The 20,089-nt window shown below is 61.4% G+C and carries 18 protein-coding genes; 14 read left to right on the top strand and 4 right to left on the bottom strand.

Going from position 1 to position 20,089, the window contains the following annotated elements; all coding sequences use genetic code 11:
* Positions 1-147: 147 nt before the first annotated feature.
* The 13 genes from BLW69_RS14235 to BLW69_RS14175 all read left to right on the top strand — a co-directional run bounded on the left by BLW69_RS14235 (position 148) and on the right by BLW69_RS14175 (position 14,282).
* Positions 148-1,092, top strand: coding sequence for a DMT family transporter (locus BLW69_RS14235; RefSeq protein ID WP_162759483.1), 945 nt, complete (start codon positions 148-150; stop codon positions 1,090-1,092).
* 58 nt (positions 1,093-1,150) lie between these two features.
* Positions 1,151-2,440, top strand: a complete 1,290-nt coding sequence (gene otnK / locus BLW69_RS14230; RefSeq protein ID WP_092662833.1) for a 3-oxo-tetronate kinase — start codon at positions 1,151-1,153, stop codon at positions 2,438-2,440.
* On the top strand, positions 2,437-3,084 hold the full coding sequence (locus BLW69_RS14225; RefSeq protein WP_092662831.1) for a class II aldolase/adducin family protein: 648 nt from the start codon (positions 2,437-2,439) through the stop codon (positions 3,082-3,084). The genes otnK and BLW69_RS14225 overlap by 4 nt, the downstream gene beginning before the upstream one ends.
* A gap of 19 nt (positions 3,085-3,103) precedes the next feature.
* A complete protein-coding gene (locus BLW69_RS14220; RefSeq protein WP_092662829.1) occupies positions 3,104-3,892 on the top strand; it encodes a shikimate dehydrogenase family protein in 789 nt (262 codons plus the stop codon).
* A gap of 133 nt (positions 3,893-4,025) precedes the next feature.
* Entirely contained in the window at positions 4,026-5,129 is a 1,104-nt protein-coding gene (locus BLW69_RS14215) for an ABC transporter ATP-binding protein (RefSeq protein ID WP_092662827.1), read from the top strand.
* Between the two features lie 44 nt (positions 5,130-5,173).
* Complete coding sequence (locus BLW69_RS14210; RefSeq protein WP_244508862.1) at positions 5,174-6,004, top strand: ABC transporter permease; 831 nt, start codon at positions 5,174-5,176, stop codon at positions 6,002-6,004.
* Positions 6,001-6,792, top strand: a complete 792-nt coding sequence (locus BLW69_RS14205; RefSeq protein WP_092662824.1) for an ABC transporter permease — start codon at positions 6,001-6,003, stop codon at positions 6,790-6,792. The genes BLW69_RS14210 and BLW69_RS14205 overlap by 4 nt, the downstream gene beginning before the upstream one ends.
* A gap of 43 nt (positions 6,793-6,835) precedes the next feature.
* Positions 6,836-7,903, top strand: a complete 1,068-nt coding sequence (locus BLW69_RS14200; RefSeq protein WP_092662822.1) for an extracellular solute-binding protein — start codon at positions 6,836-6,838, stop codon at positions 7,901-7,903.
* Positions 7,904-8,021: 118 nt separating this feature from the next.
* The gene (locus tag BLW69_RS14195) at positions 8,022-8,372 is read left to right on the top strand and encodes a N,N-dimethylformamidase alpha subunit family protein (protein ID WP_092662820.1); all 351 of its coding nucleotides are present in this window, start codon (positions 8,022-8,024) and stop codon (positions 8,370-8,372) included.
* Positions 8,362-10,608, top strand: coding sequence for a N,N-dimethylformamidase beta subunit family domain-containing protein (locus BLW69_RS14190; RefSeq protein WP_092662818.1), 2,247 nt, complete (start codon positions 8,362-8,364; stop codon positions 10,606-10,608). The genes BLW69_RS14195 and BLW69_RS14190 overlap by 11 nt, the downstream gene beginning before the upstream one ends.
* A gap of 82 nt (positions 10,609-10,690) precedes the next feature.
* Positions 10,691-12,358 carry a N,N-dimethylformamidase beta subunit family domain-containing protein gene (locus tag BLW69_RS14185; RefSeq protein ID WP_092662816.1) on the top strand — a complete coding sequence of 556 codons (1,668 nt, stop codon included), beginning with the start codon at positions 10,691-10,693 and terminating at the stop codon, positions 12,356-12,358.
* A gap of 62 nt (positions 12,359-12,420) precedes the next feature.
* A complete protein-coding gene (locus BLW69_RS14180; RefSeq protein WP_162759484.1) occupies positions 12,421-13,287 on the top strand; it encodes a transketolase in 867 nt (288 codons plus the stop codon).
* A complete protein-coding gene (locus BLW69_RS14175) occupies positions 13,284-14,282 on the top strand; it encodes a transketolase family protein (RefSeq protein WP_092662812.1) in 999 nt (332 codons plus the stop codon). The genes BLW69_RS14180 and BLW69_RS14175 overlap by 4 nt, the downstream gene beginning before the upstream one ends.
* A 23-nt stretch (positions 14,283-14,305) precedes the next feature.
* On the opposite strand, the gene BLW69_RS14170 is transcribed toward BLW69_RS14175, so the two are convergent.
* On the bottom strand, positions 14,306-15,028 hold the full coding sequence (locus BLW69_RS14170) for a GntR family transcriptional regulator (protein ID WP_092663442.1): 723 nt from the start codon (positions 15,026-15,028) through the stop codon (positions 14,306-14,308).
* 258 nt (positions 15,029-15,286) lie between these two features.
* Between BLW69_RS14170 and BLW69_RS14165 the strand changes: the two genes are divergently transcribed.
* Positions 15,287-16,522, top strand: a complete 1,236-nt coding sequence (locus tag BLW69_RS14165) for an aminotransferase class III-fold pyridoxal phosphate-dependent enzyme (protein WP_092663440.1) — start codon at positions 15,287-15,289, stop codon at positions 16,520-16,522.
* A gap of 106 nt (positions 16,523-16,628) precedes the next feature.
* Here BLW69_RS14165 and BLW69_RS14160 read toward each other — a convergent pair whose 3' ends face one another.
* Genes BLW69_RS14160 through BLW69_RS14150 form a run of 3 tightly spaced genes read right to left on the bottom strand, consistent with a single transcriptional unit; the run spans position 16,629 to position 20,087 of the window.
* Positions 16,629-17,732, bottom strand: coding sequence for an FAD-dependent oxidoreductase (locus BLW69_RS14160; RefSeq protein WP_092662810.1), 1,104 nt, complete (start codon positions 17,730-17,732; stop codon positions 16,629-16,631).
* Complete coding sequence (locus BLW69_RS14155) at positions 17,725-18,399, bottom strand: ATP-binding cassette domain-containing protein (protein ID WP_092662808.1); 675 nt, start codon at positions 18,397-18,399, stop codon at positions 17,725-17,727. The genes BLW69_RS14160 and BLW69_RS14155 overlap by 8 nt, the downstream gene beginning before the upstream one ends.
* The gene (locus tag BLW69_RS14150) at positions 18,399-20,087 is read right to left on the bottom strand and encodes an ABC transporter permease (protein WP_092663438.1); all 1,689 of its coding nucleotides are present in this window, start codon (positions 20,085-20,087) and stop codon (positions 18,399-18,401) included. Before BLW69_RS14150 ends, BLW69_RS14155 begins: the two co-directional genes overlap by 1 nt.
* Between the last annotated feature and the right edge of the window lie 2 nt (positions 20,088-20,089).

Here is a 20,089-nt window from a genome sequence, read left to right as displayed (position 1 = left end):
CGGTCAGTCGCGGTAACATTTTACCATATCAAGAATGACCATTGGGGAAGCTCGAACAGATCAAGATAAAGGATCCTCAGAAACTGCGACCCTAGGCGTGGAAATATGATATATTTTCCATGCTCTATGCCATGGGATCGAATTGTCTTGAGACGTGTCAACATCCATGCACTCCTTGCCTACGCGGCCTTCTCCATCACTGACGCTAGTGTAAAGGCCGCCGGCGGCGGCCATTTGTCGGTCTTCCAGATGGCATTCATCGTCAACGTCTTCGCAGCTCTGGCCGTTCTCTTCACCCGCCATCCCGGCGAACGATGGCGCGACTTCTGGCGCACCGCCCATCCTCTTGCCGTGCACGGCCGCGCGATCTGCGGCGTTGTCGCCAGTCTTACAGGTGTCTACGCTTTCACCGCGATCCCGCTGGCGCAGGCCTACGCGCTGGTGTTCATGGCGCCCCTGTTCGTGACCATCATGTCGGCACTGGTGCTGAAGGAGCATGTGGGGATGTGGCGCTGGTCAGCCGTTATCATCGGCTTCATCGGCGTTCTCCTTGTCGTGAAGCCGGGCCACGAGGCATTCGAGGGCGGCCATCTTGCCGCGATATTCACCGGCCTCGGCACTGGCACGGCGGTCATCATTCTTCGGCGCGTTAACGGCAAGGTTAAGACAACGAGTGTTCTGGGAACACTCATCGCCTACCTTCTCCTAGTCAACGCGGGGGTTATGCTCATCCACGGCGCCATCGTGCCGACATTGAAGGAATGCGCCCTGCTGGCGCTTGCCGGCATGTCTTACGGCCTTGGTCAATGGGCCTTCGTGTCGGCCACGCGCCACGGGAACGCTACCCAGATCGCGCCAATGCACTACTCGCAGCTGGCGTGGGCTGTGGTCTTCGGCGCATTGATCTTCGACGAATTTCCCGATGCCGTTGCGCTTGTCGGTATCTCGATCATAATTTTCGCTGGCCTCTTGACGGTGTTGCGCGAGAAAATGCGTGGCACCAGCGGTCCGATCGGTAAGGCTGCAACCGTTGACAACGCCGACCTCGGGCACGATGCCGCGGAAAATTATCCGCCACCCATTCCCAAATAAAATATTTGATATATCATGTATCGTCTATCTGAAGCGCAACAGGGATGGTCGTGCAGACATGATGGGCAAGCCGGTGTTCGGGGTCGTGGCCGACGATCTCACAGGTGGAATGGAAACTGCCGCAATGCTTGTCGCGCACGGCGTCGACTGCGCATTTGTGACCGATCCTGAGGCTGTGGATACAATCGGCGATGTCGACGCTATCGTCGTTGCGCAGAAAACCCGCGTCATTCCGGCGGCACAAGCCGTTGCAAGAACCGAAAGAGCGGCCCGAGCATTGCTTGCGCGCGCCACACGCCAAATCTTCTTCAAGTATTGCGCAACGTTCGACTCGACCGATGACGGAAATATCGGCCCCGTGGCTGACATCCTGATGGCGACCACCGGCGCGCCCTATGCCGCCTTCTGTCCTGCCTCGCCGGCACTGAAGCGTACAGTCTACAACGGGCACCTGTTTCTCGGCAGCCAACTGATTTCGGAATCCCCCAAGCGGCACGATCCACTGACACCAATGACCGATCCGGACCTCGTCCGCGTGCTGCAGCGGCAGACGAAGACCCGAGTCGGGCTACTTGCCCACCCCGCCGTCAGTCAGGGCGGCACGACGCTCCGGCTGGCCGTCGCCGACCAAGCAGCAGAGGGCATCCGCTATTTCATTACCGATACGATCTACGATCGTGATCTCGACGCCATCGCCGAACTGACCTGCGACTGGCCTCTAATGACCGGCAATGCCACAATCGTCCAGCACTATCCGGCGCTGTGGCGACAGAGAGGTCTCCTGACCGGCGAACCGCATACGCGCAGCCTTCAGCCTGTGTCAGGCAAGGGTGTCGTGCTGTCTGGCAGTTGCGCCGAACGGACACTCGAACAGCTCGCCGACTTCGAGCGGTCGCATCCCGTCCTGCGGATCGATCTAACTGACATCGACAGCGCCGAGTCCGCGGTCGATGCAGCCCTCCGTTGGGCGCTGCCAAAACTCGAGACCGGCCCAGTCGGACTGTCGACATCCGCCGCGCCAGAGGCCGTTGCCGCTGCGCAGGCGCGGTACGGCAGGGATGGCGCTGCGGCGCTTGGCGAAAAGATCGTCGGCGACCTTGCCGTCGCCTTCCATGGCGCCGGCGTGCGGCGGTTCGTCGTCGCCGGTGGAGAAACGTCCGGGTCCGTCGTCGAGCGCCTCGGCATCCGCGGCCTGAATGTCGGTCCCTATGGCGGACCGGGCGTCGGCACGGCGGTCACTAACGGCGATGATCCGGTCGCGCTTTGCTTGAAGTCCGGAAAACTCGGCCCGGTCGACCTGTTCACCCGGGCGCTGGCCTCGATGCAGAACCCGGAGGAGAACGCATGAACGAGATGGACCTACGCAAGACGATGCTTGACGTCGTCGCGACGCTCGAATTCAAGGGCTTCAATCACGGATCGAGCGGCAATGTCAGCTGCCGGCTTGGCGAAGACATGCTGGTCACACCGACCGGCGGCAACAGCGCCAACATGACGCCCGAGCGGCTGGTTCGACTGGATCGCAACGGCGACACGATCGGCGACGGCCTTCCCTCCAGCGAATGGCACATGCATCAGGCGATCCTGCACGCCTATCCGCATGTCCAGGCCATCATCCACACCCACGCCGACTGCTGCGTGGCGCTCTCCTGCCTCGCAAGACCAATCCCCGCCTTCCACTACATGATCGCCAGCTTCGGCGGTACGGACGTTCCGTGCGCGCCCTATGCCACCTTCGGCACGAAGGCGCTGGCGGACGGCGCCGTCGCGGCGCTGAAGAACCGCAAGGCCTGCCTGCTCGCCAATCACGGTATGATCGTTGCCGGAACATCCCTGCAACAGGCCCTGGACCTGACTGTGAAGCTCGAAACGCTGGCCCGCCAGTACATTCTGGCTCGCCAGGCCGGTGAGCCGGCCATCATTCCCGACGACGAGATCGAGCGGGTTCTGGAACGCTACAAGGGCTACGGCCGCAGCCGGTTGCCCGGCTGATCATAGGGGGAAAAGCTCCATGGAGATCACTGGTCATTCGAAGATCATGTTCGTGCTGGCAGATCCCGTAGACCATGTCCGCGCCAGCGCCGTGCTGAATGCCTACTTCTCAGGGATCGGTGAGGATGTGGCGACATCGCCTCTCGCCGTTCTCCCGCAGGACCTTGGGACCGTTGTCAATGCGATCCGCCTCATGGGCAATGTCGTCGGTTTCGGTGTCACCATTCCGCACAAGGTGGCCATCATGCAGCTTCTCGACGACGTCACCGATCGGGCCGGGATGATTGGCGCCGTCAACTTCGTACGGCGGTGTCAGGACGGAAGGCTGGTGGGGGACAACCTGGATGCGCCCGGCTTCCTCGCAGGCCTCAGCGCCCACGGATTTTCAGCCGCCGGCAAGCGCGTCCTGCAACTGGGCGCGGGCGGTGCAGGACGCGCGACGGCACTCGCGGTCGCACAGGCTGGAGCCGCCGAACTGCGGATCTCCAATCGAGACCAAGCCCGGGGCCACGCACTCGCCGTTGCGGTTCAAGCCCTCTTTCCGGCAACACAGGTGTCGGCCGGGCCGGCCGCCGCCGAAGCGTTTGATCTGATCGTCAACACGACCCCGCTCGGAATGAAGGCTGCCGATGCGATGCCGGTCGATATCAGCAACATTACCAGTTCTACGGTTGTCTACGACATCATCGTCAATCCGCCGGTAACACGATTGATGGATGCCGCCAGAGCGCGTGGAACCGTTACCATCGGCGGAAAAGCCATGCTCGACGCGCAAATGGCCCTTGTCGCAACGTTCATTAAGCGGTAGCATTCCGATATATCAAATATCATAGGGGAGTTCGACACGTACAAAGACGGGATCGACTGCAATCTGGAGGGTCCTTCCGGTCTAAGCCAAGCCAAACAATAAAAAATGGGAACAGGCTTCAGTGACGATAGCAATGAACAGAGAACCGGCGGCAGGCGCATCCATTCGCATCAGCCGGCTGGAAAAGCGCTTCGGGAGTGTTGTCGCGGTCGACGGCGTGGATATAGACATCGCCGCCGGCGAATTTCTGGCGCTGCTCGGGCCGAGCGGCTCCGGCAAGACGACAATCCTGATGAGCGTAGCGGGCTTCGAGTTTCCGACGAGCGGAAACATCGTCGTCGATGAGGAAGACCTCACCTATCTCCCCGCCAACAAGCGCAATCTGGGAATGGTGTTTCAGAACTACACGCTGTTTCCGCACATGTCCATTTTGGACAACGTGGCGTTCCCTCTGAAGATGCGCGGCATGGCGAAAGCCGAGCGACACGCAAAGGCTGAAGAAGCACTCGCCACCGTACGCCTCGCCGGGTACGGGAAGCGCTTCCCCAACCAGTTGTCGGGTGGGCAGCAGCAGCGCATCGCGCTGGCGCGGGCTATCGTCTATCGACCCCGCGTCCTGCTGATGGACGAGCCTTTGAGCGCCCTCGACAAGAACCTTCGCGAAGATATGCAGCTCGAGATCAAGCGCCTGCATGCCGAGCTCGGCATTACCGTGATCTTTGTCACCCACGACCAGAGCGAAGCGCTGACCATGGCAGACCGGGTCGCGGTGCTGAAAGACGGCAAGATCCAGCAGATCGGCCCGTCGCGCGAGCTTTACGAGCGTCCAGCCAATCTCTTCACCGCCGGATTTATCGGCGAGATGAACTTCATCAACGTCACGGTGGAAAGCATCGGCGACACGATGACGGTGCTCCTGCCATCAGGCGAGCGCTGGACCGTTCCGGCGAGTGCTGCGGTCGACACCATGAAAGCCGGCCAGAAAGCTGTCCTCGGCTTCCGGCCCGAGCGCCTGCATCTTGGGACGGCAGGATCCGACTACACGTTGCAGGCGACCCTTTCGGACGTCGTCTACGCGGGATCGGCCCTGCTTCTGATCGGCAAGCTGCCCGACGGCTCGGAAATCCGGGCACGTCTTCCCGGTGCTTCGGCTCTTGCTGCACTGACCCGGGGTGCGACAGCGACCTTCGGCGTACCGAAAGAGGCCATCCTGCTTTATGCCGGAGGCGCGAAGTGACCAGCCACACCCGATCCCAGTTCTGGCATTCCGACGGCCGGCGCTTGAGCGGACTGGCAACCCTTCTACTGCTGTCGCCATTCTTCGCCATTATCGCCTTCGTGTTCCTCTATCCGATCGCACAGCTTCTTTATATCAGCGTTATGGAGCCTACCCCGACGCTCGACAATTATGCGCGGGTCGTCACCAATCCTGTCTATGCTCGGGTGCTGATGCGCACAGTCTGGACGGCTGTGCTGGTAACCGGACTTGCGGTGCTTCTCGGTTTTCCAGTCGCCTACTTCATGAGCCGCGCTGGCAGGACAGCAGCGGCCCTGGTGGGCGCCTGCGTCATCCTTCCCCTGTGGTCGAGCGTGCTGGTGCGCACCGCTGCATGGTCCTTCCTGTTCCAGCGGGAAGGCCTGATAAACTCCGGCCTCCTCGCAATCGGCATCACGTCCGAACCGCTGAAACTGCTCTATACGCAAGGGGCGGTCGTCGTCGCGATGACCCATGTGCTGCTGCCATTCATGATCCTGCCGATCTTCGGATCTCTTCGCGCAATTCCGGACGACTATCTCCGTGCCGCGGCAGTCCTCGGCGCCTCCCGTTTTGCGGCGTTTCGGGAAGTGATCCTGCCGCTTAGCCTGCCGGGCATCGCAAGCGGCTCGCTGCTGGTATTCCTGACGGCACTCGGCTTCTTCATCACGCCGGCGCTGCTCGGCTCGCCGCAGGAACTTATGATTGCGACTCTCGTCTCGCAGCAAATTCGTGAGGTCCTGGACTGGCCCTTCGCTTCGGCGCTCGTCGGTGTCTTGACGCTGTTCGTTACTCTGCTGGCGATCATCTTCAGCAAAACCCTTCGGTTCGACCGCCTGATGGGAGCGCAATCATGAAGCCGCCCGTCGACAAAGGCTCGCTGGCTCTCGGCGCATATGTCTACGCCGTTCTCGCGTTCATCATCATTCCGCTGGTCATCGTCATCCCGATGTCCTTCGGCACAAGCGATTACCTGGAGTTCCCGCCGCGCGGTTTCACCCTCAAATGGTATGAGGAGTATTTCAGCAGCCGCCAATGGCGCAACGCGACCTGGCTCAGCGTGCAGGTCGCCTTCCTGACCGCCATCTCGGCGTCGGTCATCGGCACCGCGGCGACGTACGCCATGGTCCGCGGAAGGAGCAGTCTCGCGACGCTCTTCCAGATCCTGCTGATCGGCCCGATCATTGTCCCGCACATCGCGCTGGCGGTCGGTCTCTACCTGTTCTTCCAGTCGATCGGGCTGTCCGGGACGGTTCCCGGCTTTGTGCTTGCCCACACCATCCTGGCGCTTCCCTTCGTCGTGTTCACAACCGCCTCTGCACTTGGGAAGGTGGATGCGAACCTGGAAGCGGCGGCGATGAGCTGCGGTGCGAGCCGTTTCAACGCTTTCCGTTTGATTACGCTTCCCCTCATTCTGCCGAACGTGGTGAGCGGCGCGCTGTTTGCCTTCATCATCTCCTTCGATGAACCGGTCGTTTCCTTCTTCCTGTCCGGTGTCCGCTACAAAACCCTTCCGCGACGGATGTTCGAAGACATCGAGCAAAACCTGACCCCCATCATTCCGGCGATCGCCACGCTGCTGATCGTCCTCTCCATAATAATACTCGCCGTCGCCTTCCTCATGAGGTCGCGAGCCAAAAACTGACTGGGAACCACGCGTAAAACTGAAAAACAAGAGGAGAACCATCATGCCGATACAGAACTGGAAATGGACCACCGCAGCGATCACAATCGCCGCAGGAATAGCCGCCACGACGCCCGCCGTCGCGCAGGAACTGGAGGAGCAGCTGGTCATCGCCACGACAGGCGGCCTGATGGGCAATTCGCTTGCCAAGTATTTCTACGAACCGTTCGCCGAGGCCAAGGACGTCGAAGTGGTGCCCGTCGCCATCGAGGTTCCCGACCAGTGGGCGCGTGCGGAAGCGATGACGCGCACAGGAAACGTCGAATTCGATATCGTCACTGCCACCGGCCCCGATCTCGTCGCGCGCACCAACATGCTCGAGGAGATTGACTGTAGCCAGCTTCCCAGCGTGCAGAAATTCGGCGTTGCGGATGCTTGCACGCCCTACGGCGTCGCCCGGACCACCGGTGGCATGCTGATCAACTACAATACCGACGTGTTCAAGGACAAGGCGCCGAAGACCTGGGCAGATTTCTGGAACGTCAAGGATTTTCCCGGCCCGCGCGGCCTGCCTGACACCGGCGATCGCGACTGGTGGGTTCCGGTCGCCGCACTTCTGGCAGACGGAGTGAAACAGACCGAACTCTTCCCGCTCGATCTTGAACGCGCGTATAAAAAGCTCGATGAAATCAGGCCGCATGTCGCGGTCTGGTGGAAGACTGGCGACCAGGTGCAGCAGATCATGCGCAACAAGGAAGTCGTGATGACCATGAGCTACTCCGGCCGCGCGCTGGCAGTGGTCAAGGAAGGCGCGCCGGTTGCCATGTCCTGGGACGGAGCTATCCGCGACACAGGCTATATGGCGATCCTCAAGGGTGCGCCCGACAAGAATGCCGCGCTCGCCTATCTCGACTACTTCTATGCCAATTCCGAAGCGCATGTGCCTTTCATGCGTGACGTGAACTACGCGACCGGCAGCAAGACGGTCTACGACCAGCTGAAGCCGGAGGAAGCCAAGCTCTTCGCGACGTCGCCGGAGAACTACGAGAAGCTGGTGAAACCCGACTTCGAATGGATCGGCGCCCATCGCGACGAACTGCGTCAGCGCTGGACAGCCTGGCTGACCCGCTAATTGCTATAAAACGGTCAGTCACAACTGCTCCTCATCGCCTTCTCCCCGTTCTGTTGGGGGGGAAGGCCCAAAATGCCGATAAGCAAATACATACGACTGCAACGACAGGACGATTTCCATGGATCACACCAGTGACCCGAACGCGCTGCGCTATGTCATCGACCCGCAACGGCTCGATCTCGTGGAGGAGTTCCGTGAAAGCCCGCTTGGCGTGCATGGGGCCGAACTTCGCAAGATGCTGGCCAAGATGCGCTGGGGCAAAGCCCAGGGTCGTCTCGTGCTGGTCGTGCTGGAGGCCGGGAAGGCCTGGCGCCTGTCGCGCATTCCCGAGCGGCGCGGCGATCCGATGCCTTTCGTCGACGAGCGCATCTTCACCTCGCTGGCCGAGGCGGAATGGCATGTCTTCAAAATCCGCTGGCAGGCCATGACGGGTGCAACATTACCCCCGGAGTATCAAGGTGATCTATAAGACCAACGAGTATCTCGGCTACCCCGACCGCATCAGCGTTCCGGCTGGAGAAACCGTCAAGTTCCAGCTGTCGAGCAAGCGAGACGCCGTTAAGGTCGAAGTCATGCGCCTTCGCTGCGGTGACGTCGACGTCAACGGACCGGGTTTCAAGTACGACCTGATGAACAGCACCATCGATGGCGTCCATACCTGCCTTGACCAAGAAATTCGCCCCGGCTCTTGCGCGGTGATACATCACGGTGGCGCACTTGTTCCGAGCGGCGACGCATGGTCTTTCGGCTGCTACATTTATCCGACCCGTATCGCCGACAACGCCCGCGGTATCATGGGCAGCTGGTGCGAAAGCACAGCCGAGGGATATGCGCTCGAACTCGATGTCGAGGGCCATCCCGTTCTGCGCATCGGAAGCCTTAGCCTGACCCTCGACGTCAAGGCGCGCGAGCGTGTCTGGTCCTTCATCTCCGCAACTCTCGACTTCGCAAAGAAGACTGCAACGCTGTCGCTGATCGTGCCTGCTGACGGCACGCGTCCGGCTGTTGCCCACGCCGAGACTTTCGACCTTTCCGACATGTGGGCATTCGACAGCGGCCTGGATTTTCTGATCGCAGCGCATCATCTGGACGGCGCGAAGCGTTACACTGCCCACTTCGACGGCAAGATCGAGGCGCCACGGGTCGTGTCGCTGGCGCTGGATGCGGAAGCGCTGCGGGTCTACGACTGCCAGCCGCGTACCGGCACTGCCGCTTCCGGTCTCGTCGCCTCCTGGGATTTCGGCGACGGTATCACCTCGCTCGACGTGAAGGATCTTTCCGCCAACTGCCTGCACGGGCGTCTGCACCAGTTGCCCCGCCGCGGCGTCACGGGCTTCTTCTGGTCCGGTGCGGTTCATGACTTCCGGCTTGCGCCGCGCGAATACGCCGCCACCCATTTCCACAGCGACGACATCTACGACTGCGAGTGGCAGACGACGTTCTCGCTCAACGTACCGGCGGAATGGCGCACCGGCGTATATGCGCTCCGGCTCACGCCGGCTGGCGACGAACCGGAGCCGGACTGCGAGAGCTATGTGACGTTCTTCGTGACACCCGGCAAGAAGACGAAGCGGGCCGACCTCGTGGTGGTGCTCTCGGTTGCCACCTATCTGGCCTATGCCAACAGCGCGCTCCGTCTTTATCAGGTGCATTTCGAGACGCTGATGGAGCACGTGCTGTGGCTGCCGCTGGACGATGTCTACATGCAGGAGCATCCGCAGATCGGCCAGTCTACCTATGACAGCCATGTTGATGGATCCGGCCGCGCCTTCTCGTCCTGGCTCCGCCCGGTTCTCAGCATGCGGCCACGCGGCTACTGGTTCAACCTGATCAACGACACCCATATTCTCGACTGGCTCGAGGAGAAGGGCATCGCCTACGACATCATCACCGATGTCGAGCTGGACCGCGAGGGTGCCCGGGCGCTCAAACCCTACCGGGCGATGATGACGCCGACGCACGCCGAATACTACTCGTTCAATATGATGAACGGCATCATGGAGTACCAGAATGCCGGCGGTCGCCACGTCTCGATGGGCGGCAATGCCTTCTACTGGCGCTGCGGCTTTCATCCGGCAGCTCCGGCGGCGCTCGAAGTGCGCCGCGGCATGGCGGGTACGCGCACCTGGGAGTCCGAGCCGGGCGAAGTGCATCTGGCCGGTACCGGCGAACCGGGTGCACTCTGGCGGCACAGCGGCTTTGCGCCACAAAAACTGGTCGGCACGGGCTTCTCGGCCATGATCAACGACACCTGCACCTACTATGTGCGCATGCCCGACAGCGAGGATGAAAGAGCGGCCTTCATCTTCAAAGGCACCGGCAGACACGAAAAATTTGGCGATTTCGGCTTCCGCTATGGCGGCGCCGTCGGCAGCGAGATCGACCGTCTCGACTACGAGCTCGGAACGCCGCGCCACGCGCTGCTGCTTGCAACCTCCGAAGGTCTCGGCGCCGGCGCGCTTCCGACACCGGAGGAGTTCCGAACCATGGTCGACGGGCTCGACGGCACCCAGAACGCACTTGTCCGCGCCGACATGGTGTTCTTCGAGACAGCCAATGGCGGGGCGGTCTTCGCTTCGGGCTCGATCACGTTCGGCATGTCGCTGGGCTACAACAACTACGACAACAATATCAGCGCCATCACGCTCAACGTCGTGAAGCGGTTCCTCGACCCGGAACCGTTCGTCCTGCCGAGTTTGGCATAGGCGGAAATGCCGGGCCGCACATGCCAGTGCGGCCTTTCGAACCTGGCGGCATCGGCCGCAAATATCGCAAGAGACCATCACCATGGCAGACAGACCGGAATTCCAATCGCCTGAACTCGGCACCATGAATGTTGCGCCCCGCAAGGTGCGGCCGATGTACGCCGACGATCACTGGAACAGCCAGCCATGGTACGAGGCGCCGCGCGAAGATCCCGATATTCCCGAGGTCTATACCTACACCGACGCAATCTCCTACGATCCGGGCGATGAGGTCACCTTCCATTCGACCTCGACCGCCAGGACATGGCGCATGCAGATCTATCGTGACGGATTGCACCCGGAGACGGTGCACGAGGTCGAGGCGATCGACGGTGTGTTCGCGCCAACACCCAAGGACGCCTACCGCAATGGCTGCAACTGGCCGATCAGCCATCAGTGGACGCTTCCGGCAGACCTGAAGTCTGGTTTCTACCGGGTCGTCTCGACCTGCGAGAGGCCAAACGGCATCAAGTTCGTGCAGCACCACTTTTTCGTGGTGCGCCCCACAGAAAAAACCCGCCGCGCCAAGATCCTGATGGTCCTGCCGACCGGAACCTGGACATCCTACAACGACTTCGGTGGCGCCAACCACTATTTCGGTGTCGAAGGCGAGCAGCGGGATGAACCTTCGCCCGTCCTGTCGCTGGAACGGCCATGGACGCGCGGCATCGTCTGGCTGCCAGCGGGCGCCCCGCGCATCTGCGCCGATCCCGCACCAGAGATGGGCGACGCTCCGCGATACGCGATGAAGGAATGGGCCTACGCCAACGGTTTTGGCCAGTATTATGCGGCTGCCGGCTGGGCGCAATACGACCGTCACTTCGTGCTTTGGGCCGAAAAGGAGGGGTTCGAGCTGGACATGATTACCCAGACCGACCTGCACTACCGACCGGAACTGCTCGACGCCTATCCTTGCGTCACAATTATCGGTCATGACGAATACTGGACCTGGGAGATGCGCGAGACGATTGAGCGCTATGTCGAAGGCGGTGGACACCTCGCTCGCTTCGGCGCCAACTTCCTCTGGCAGATCCGGCTTGAGGAGGATGGCAAACGCCAGATCTGCCACAAATTCAAAGCAAGCCAGAAGGACCCGGTCGCCGGCACGGACAAGGCGCACCTGCTCACCAGCGCCTGGGAAGACCACACCGTGAAGTGGCCAGGCGCCTCCACCGTAGGCGTCAACGGTGCGCACGGAATGTACGCATCTTGGGGTGGTTTCGCCCCGAACGGCCAAAAAGGCATGACCGTTTACCGACCGACCCACTGGGCATTTGCGGGGACCGGACTGCACTATGCCGACATCTTCGGCGACAAGCAGCATATCTTCGCCTACGAGGTGGACGGGCTGGACTACACGTTCCGCCACGGCCTCCCCTACCCCGTCGAGGTCGAGGGCCAACCCGACACGATCGAGATCCTTGCCATGTCGCCGGCGGTTCTCGCCGAAGACGAGCCCGAAGGCGAAGGCTTCCGCTACTATGTGCGCGGCAGCGACCACGAGGGCCTTGTCGAATGCGTGACCGGCGAAGTAACGCCGGAGGGGCTCGCCAAATACAAGTACGGTTCCGGCATGATGGTGCATATGACCCGCGGCAAAGGCGAGGTGTTGACCGCCGCCACCTGCGAATGGGTCATGGGCCTGAAACGCGGCGATCCTTTTACCCAGCGCATCACGCGCAACATCCTCGACCGGTTCACGGCCCGCTGAACCGCACTGCGGGGAGCCGGAACAATGTCAGAAATGAACGATGGCTTAGGAGCGCCTTATCGATGAACAGTGCCATCAGCCACGAACGACAGCCCGCCGCCCGCATCCGTGATGCAGCTGAACTCGCGCGCATCGCCCGGTTACTCCGGCGTGATGTGATCAATCTCGTGGCGCCCACGGGCCAGGGCTATGTCCAACAGGGACTTGGTGCAGCCGATCTCTTTGCCGTCCTGTATTTTGCCGAAATGCGGATCGATCCGACCGACCCGCGGTGGCCGGATCGCGACCGCTTTCTTCTCTCGACGGCGCATAACACTGCGATCTTTTACGCGACGCTTGCTGCGCGCGGGCTCGTCGACCGAAATCTGGTGCGCGACTACTGCAAGGACGGCTCCGTATTCGAGGTCAACGCGTCGGAGCGGGTCGGCACGGCGATCGAAGCAACGCTTGGTTCGCTCGGACAAGGCCTTTCGGTTGGCATCGGCATGGCGCTGGCAGCACGGCGCAGGAAGTCGGACAGCCGCATCTATGTGGTGCTTGGCGACGGCGAATTGCAGGAGGGCCAGCTCTGGGAGGCTGCCCTCTACGCTGGCAGCGCCGGTCTCTCCAATCTCTGTCTGATCATCGACTACAATAGCATGCAGGTCGAAGGTCACATCGACAAGGTAGTATCGGTTGAGCCCGTTGCCGAGAAGTTCAAGGCATTCGGATGGGCATCCGAGAACATCGACGGACACGATATTCCGGCATTGCTAACGGCGCTCGATCAAGCCCGTGGTCGGGACAGGCCAACCTGCCTCGTGGCCACAACGATTGCCGGCAAGGGCGTGCCTTCGCTCGAAGGGATCCTCGCACACAATCTGAAACTGCCAGCCGACGTCGCCGAGGAAGCGCTGGTCGCACTTGCTGACGCAAAGGAGCGCACATGAGCCAGAGCAAAGATCGCGGATCGCTGGAAGTCCTGGACTTCAACGTGCGTGGTGCGTCTGCGGCAACTGCACGGAAACACTACGGCGAAGCGCTATTGCAGGCCGCACGCGACGACGAACGGATTGTATGCCTGACGGCGGATCTGACACTTCCAACGGAGACGGACCTGTTTCGGGATCAATTGCCGGAGCGCTTTCACCAGGTCGGCATCGCCGAAGCCAATATGATCGGCATCGCCGGGGGCTTGGCCCGGTCCGGCGAAATCCCATTCGTTCACAGCTTTTGCGTCTTTGCAACCCGTCGATGCTACGACCAGGTGGCGATGCAAGTCGCCTATCCACGCGCCAACGTGAAGATCGTCGGCGTCATTCCCGGATTGACGACACTGCTTGGTGTATCCCATCAGGCGATCGACGATATTGCCCTGATGCGCGCTTTGCCGAACATGACGGTAATCGAACCGAGCAGCCCGGACCAAGTACGTGCATCGGTCGCCGCGATCGCCAAGTATGACGGTCCCGTCTACCTTCGGCTAAAGCGCACCGACGGGACGGAAAGAGCCGGTGAAACCGCGTCCGAATTCACCATCGGGAAGATGCGGGTGCTGCGCGAGGGCAGACAGGGTCTGATTGTCGCCTGCGGCATGATGGTCGACATCGCACTGTCGGCCGCTGACGAACTGAGCCGCGAGGGCGTCGAAATGACGATCGTCGACATGTCGACGATCAAGCCGCTCGATCCCGACTTGATCGACCTCGCCCGACGGATGCCGCTCGTGGTTACGGCGGAGAATCACTCGATCATCGGCGGGCTCGGCAGCGCGGTGGCGGAGATGCTGATGGAGAACGACGTGTCGTCGAAATTCCGCCGGATCGGCGTCCGCGACACGTTTGCGGAAGGCGGCACCACGCCATTTCTCTTCGAGAAATATGGACTATCCGCAAATGCCCTAGCCGCGACGGTGCGGCAGACCCTAGCGCAGCAGGAGCGATAACAGGCGCTACAAACTTTGCAGAGTCAGGGAGTGGGTGGCGGCAGGTATCGGGTACCGCCGGATTTCTCTAGCAGGCGCACTAGGTTTTGGCCACCCTCCATCATGTCTGCCTGAATGGCCTCGCGTACCTTGTCCGCACGACGCTGCCGCAAGTACTTGAGGACGGAGAGGTGCTGATGCTCGTTCGGGTAGGTCGGGGGAGCGCTCGGGTAGTGAAAGTTCAAGAGCGGACCGTTGCGCATCCAGATATCGTCTAGTATGGCCAGGACCTCCGGCAGTTCGGACCCCTCGTACAGGCCGCGATGGAACTGCCAGTTGGCGCGCACGGCATCCGACCACCGCTGCTGCTGCTCCGCGGCAATCAGTTCGGCGTGGATGGCCTCCATACGATCGATGTCTGCTTCCGATACACGCGTCGTCGCGTGTTCCGCCGCAAGGCCCTCCAAGAACAGCCTGACCGTCCGCAGCTCGATATACTGCTTGGCGGTCATGTGTGACACGGCAATTGAACGGCCAGCCTGCATCTCTAACGCTCTGGCGCGAACGAGCTGCATCAGGGCTTCGCGAATTGGCGTTTCGGACACGTTCATCGTTGCAGCCAGTTCGCGGATCTTAAAGCGATGGCCCGGCCAGAAGCGCCCTTCCATCAAAGCCTGCCGAAGGTTGTTGTAAACCAGTCCGGTGAGGCTATCACGTGCGACTGGTCCAACACCAATCGCGTCTGTCGCCCGATCCGATTCACTCATCTCATTCCCCATCACAGCCGAACCATGCCAACCAAGCCACGGACTATATATAATATACGTGGAGGGCGCAGGTTGTTTCAAGCTTCGGCGGTCGGAGCGTTGATTTGGGTGCAGATGATGCCCTGCCTCCCACGATTCTCTCACCATTTGTTATGATACGTCGGCTGCACGAGACAGGGGTACTCGTTCGAATTTCTCTATTAAATATTGTTTGCCACCGACATATATGATATATCAAATTATCAGATGGAGTTTTCGATGTTAGAGCTGGTCAGGATGCAAGACGCCGCGTTGCGCGCACGTGCACAAAAAGTCGTTCCTGGTGGAATGTGGGGACACCTGAATGCTGCAAAGCTGCCGGACAGATATCCGCAGTTTTTCAGCCACGGTGAAGGTGGCCTGCTTTGGGATGTCGATGGCAACCGCTATGTTGACTTCATGTGCAGTTGGGGTCCCAATCTCCTGGGTCACAAGCATCCCGAAGTCGAGGAGGCGGCCGAACGCCAGAGGCGCATGGGTGATTGCCTCAACGGACCAGCTGAAGTCATGGTCGAACTGGCCGAACTCGTAGTGGATACTATTTCCCACGCCGACTGGACAATGTTCCAGAAGAACGGCACCGACGCGACTACAACCTGCGTCACTGTTGCTCGCGCGGCGACCGGTAAGCGGAAAATCCTTGTCGCCAAGGGCGCCTATCACGGCGCAGTTCCCTGGTGCTCTCCGTCGCTCATCGGCGTAACGGCAGAAGATCGTGCTCACCTCGCCTACTACACGTTCAATGATATTGAATCGCTCGAAGATGCGGTCAATGAAGCTGGTGACGACATTGCCGCGATCGTCGTCTCGGCCTATCGCCACGACATGAGTTTTGATCAGGAACTGCCCACTCAGGATTTTGCCAGAGCCGTAAGACGGCTCGCCGACGCCAAAGGTGCGGCCGTTATCCTCGACGAGGTTCGCACCGGTTTCCGTCTTCATACGGCCGGCAGCTGGGAGCCGCTTGGCGTCAGTCCCGATCTTTCCGCCTGGAGCAAGGCAATCGCCAACGGTTACGCCCTTTCGGCGGTGACCGGCAGTGACTGGCTGCGCAAGGCGGCCTCGCAGGTGTTCGTCACGGGCTCATTCTGGGCTGGTGCCGTGTCGATGGCTGCCGCTCTTGCAACGCTGAAGGTGGTCCGCCGCGACAACGTCCCGGACAAGATTGCACGGCTTGGTCAAATGCTGCGCGATGGTCTGGAAACACGTTCACGCCAGTTCGGTCTATCGATCCGTCAGTCAGGCCCCGCGCAGATGCCGACCGTTCTGTTTGACGACGACGCCGACTTCGCGAAAGGATATGCGTTCTGTAACGCAACCCTTGCCAAGGGCGTCTATTTCCATCCGCGGCACAACATGTTCCTTTGCGCGGCCCATACGGAAGCTGACATCGCCGTCGCTCTCGAAGCCGCCGAGCACGGATTTGCAACTGTTGCCAAGACTGCTCCGAATTAGCTCGACGCGCCTCATGCGGCGTTGCAACGGTTACAGCTCGCTCGAGGCGCACTGAACGATCAACCAGAATGGGCTCGCTTCGAGAAATAGCTATAAGGCGGCCGCTTCACTCCTGATATTTCCGCATGAAGCGGCTGTCGATGCGATGCTTCCAATTGGCCACCCAGCGGCCGGCCACGGCTATGTTCCACTTGTCGGCAATGGCCCGCCCGTCGGCGAGAGAGATCAGTGCCAGCCACTGCCGTTGCGGTTGATAAGAAAGCGGGGCTTCTCCGCAGAGGCTGCGGAGGATGTTCTCGGCCAGAACCGGTCCTTGCCGCACGGCAAACACGCCGGCCTTTGGACGGGGGCTCGGCAGAGATGCGACGTCGCCGGCGGCGAAGACATCCGGATGCGACAGGGATCGCAACGTTTCGTCCACGCAAATGAAACCGCTTCGGTCGAGGAGAAGGCCGGTCTTGCGCAAGAAGGCTGGGGCGCCGCTCGACGTCGTCCAGATGACCTCGTTCACCGCAAGTCGCCGACCGTCGCGGGCGACGAGCTCAGCGTCGTGGAAAGCGACGACATCGAACGCGGGGTGGTGGGCGATGGCCGCCCTTCGCAATTCCCGCTCCAACAAATGCCGCGCCCGCCGACTGCGCTCCGGAACCAGCTCCGCTGCCCGTCCGACGAGGGTTATGCGGATGTCTCGTCCGGCAAACCGGCGTCTGAGCGCAAAGGCGACCTCCACGCCTGCCACCCCCTGCCCTACGACCGCGATCGTTGAGAGCCGTCCTTCTGGGGCCTGCGCATCGAGCCGGGCAAGGCGATCGGCAAAGCTTGCGATCGGCTTTACGGAGATGCCGGCCGATATGCCGTCGGGCAGTATAGGGGTGGAGCCGATATCGATCGAGAGCAGCCCGTAGCCGAGGTTTTGGCCGCTCGCGACTGAGACCACCCGGCGTTCCGGGTCGATAGCGGTCGCCGTGGTTTCGGCAAAGGCGCCGCCAGCGCGCGCGCACAAGGTCGCCAGATCGATGTGGAAATCGTCGAAACCGTATTCCCCCGAGATATGGCCCGGAAGCATGCCGGAGTAAGGCGCATAGCGCGATGGCGAAACCAGCGTGATCTGCGCGCCGAGACCCATCTGCCCCAACAGGCGCACCACCTCGACATGGGCGTGGCCACCACCGAGAAGCACGACCGGGATTTTCGCGTTCGCCTCAGTCATGAGCTGCTCCCTTCATGCCAATACGATGAACGGGACCGCCAGCGGCCTCGGCATCCGCTTCGTCATGGGTGACAAGAATGACCGGCAGGCCGGCGGTTCTTGCACGCTCGAACACGAGGGTTCGCATCTGGGCGCGCAACTCCATATCGAGCTTGGAGAAGGGCTCGTCGAGAAGCAGCAATCTCGGCCGGGAGACGAGAACGCGAGCAAGCGCCACCCTGCCCTTTTGCCCGCCGGAGAGCGTGGCCGGGTCCCGATCCGCAAAATCTGCAAGGTTCATGTCGGCGAGAATGTCTGCCGCGATCTGCCGGCGTTGGCGGCGATCTCGCACATCTGCCGGAATGGCGAAGGCGACATTGGCGCCAACAGACATATGCGGGAAGAGCAGCGGGTCCTGGAACAGGATCCCGGCGCGACGGGCTTGCGGCTCCAGCGACAGGAGATCGACACCATCGACAAAGACGGTCCCTTTGGCGTCGAATACAGGATCGAGAAACCCGCCGATGAAGGACAGCAAGGTGGATTTGCCCGATCCCGAAGGTCCCATGACGGTGACGACTGAACCGGGAGGAACGTCCGCGGTCAGCGCAATCAGGCTGACATCACCCAGACGGATCAACACATTCGAGAGGGAGAGGCCATTGGTCGGCTGTCGCTGGATGATCATCAGACCCTCATATCCCGGCGGTTGCGGTGGAGCGCTGCGGGGATCAGCGCGAAGAGCACGAAGGCGAGGAAAGGCAGGATGGTCTGCAGCAGGGCATAGACTCCGATGACACGGCGGTTGTTGCCGGAGGCTAGAGCGACGGCCTCCGTGGTGATGGTCGAGAGCCGCCCCTCCCCGATCAGGAGGGTTGGCAGATACTGCCCAACCGAGACGGCAAAGCCAAGGGCAAGTGCTGTCAGGATCGGACGGACCAGCATGGGCAGGCGGATCGACACGAGCACCGACAGCCGTGACCGGCCGAGTGCTGTCGCAATGATCTCGTAGCGACGATCGAGCGCGCGCCAGGGATCGGCGAGCGAGAGAAAGACATAAGGCAGCACAAAGACCAGGTGCACGAGCACGAGGGCTGTCAGCCTGTAATCGCCGCCACCACTACCGATGAAAAGCAGCTGCAGGCCGAAAACGAAGGTGATCTGCGGCACGATCAGCGGCAGGTAGAGCATCAACAGCGCCTTCTGGCTCACGCGGCGTCCCGTCTGAATCTCCCGCTCCAGGCAGCCGACGGTCAGCAGGATGGCCAGCAGCGTCGAGGCGAGACCTGTCACCAGTGTCGTTACGAGCGGATCGCCAATGCGCGGCAAGGCACTCATCCAGCTCCTCGGCGTAAAACTCTGCGGCAGGATATCGGGAAACTGCCAAAGACCGGCGACAGACCAGATGGCCAGAATGGCGAGGCCTGCGAAGACGGCTCCGCCGATCAGGCCGACGACCAGGATCGACGCGCGGCGCAGCAACTGGTCGCGAACGAACCGCCATCCCCTGTCCCGCGATGCGCGGAGCAGGACCGCAGCGACCCGCTCCAGCATCAACCACAAGAGCAATCCTGCCAGGGTGACGCCCAGTTGCAGGACGGCACCGGCCGAGGCGAGGAAACGCACGGACAGATCCGGATCGTTCATCCACTGGACGAGCCGGGTCGCGAGCGTGCCGGGCAGGTTGGGACCAAGGATCAGCGCCACATCCACGACCGAGGACGAGTAGGCGATGACGGCATAGACGGCAAAACGGATCTGCCGGTAAAGCGACGGCCAGAGCAGGTAGACGAAGCCCGCAATACGCCCATAACCGAAGGAGGCTGCAAGCCTTCGCGCAGCGGAAAGCTCCACCTGCGGCAGGGCCGCCAACGTGACCAGAAACAGGAACGGTGTTTCCTTGATCACGAGGCCCGCGATCATCGTCAGCCCCATCGGGTCATGCGGGATAAGAATGTCCGGCGGCCGATCAATGCCAAAGAGAGGCGCGACGAGGCGAATAAGGAAACCCGATGGCGCGATCAGGAAGGCGAGCCCGAAAGCGGCCGCCGCATGGGGCACGGCCAGGAGAGGCGACAGCAGATGCTGCAGGCGTGACAGCGTCGGTGTGCCGGCGTAACTCGCAACGAAGATCAGCGTGATGCCGAGAGAAATCAGGGTGGCGGCGAGGCCGGTTGCTACACTCAAGACTGCCGCTGTTGGCAGACCCGGTGTCGCCGCAAGATCTCGAAAGGGTTGCAGGCTGAGGTCATGTCCGCCGAGTGCGGGCAGATAGCCGAAGGCCGGCAGCAACGTGCCGAGGAGCCCGAAAGTGATCGGCAGGACCAGAAGGCTAAGCGTGACGGCAACCGCACTCCTCGGAAGAAGTGCGGTCATTC

Source organism: Rhizobium sp. NFR12 (assembly GCF_900108545.1).
Taxonomy (GTDB): Bacteria; Pseudomonadota; Alphaproteobacteria; order Rhizobiales; family Rhizobiaceae; genus Neorhizobium; species Neorhizobium soli.
Note: the sequence above shows the minus strand (reverse complement) of the source record. Positions and strands in the feature narration are given on the sequence as shown.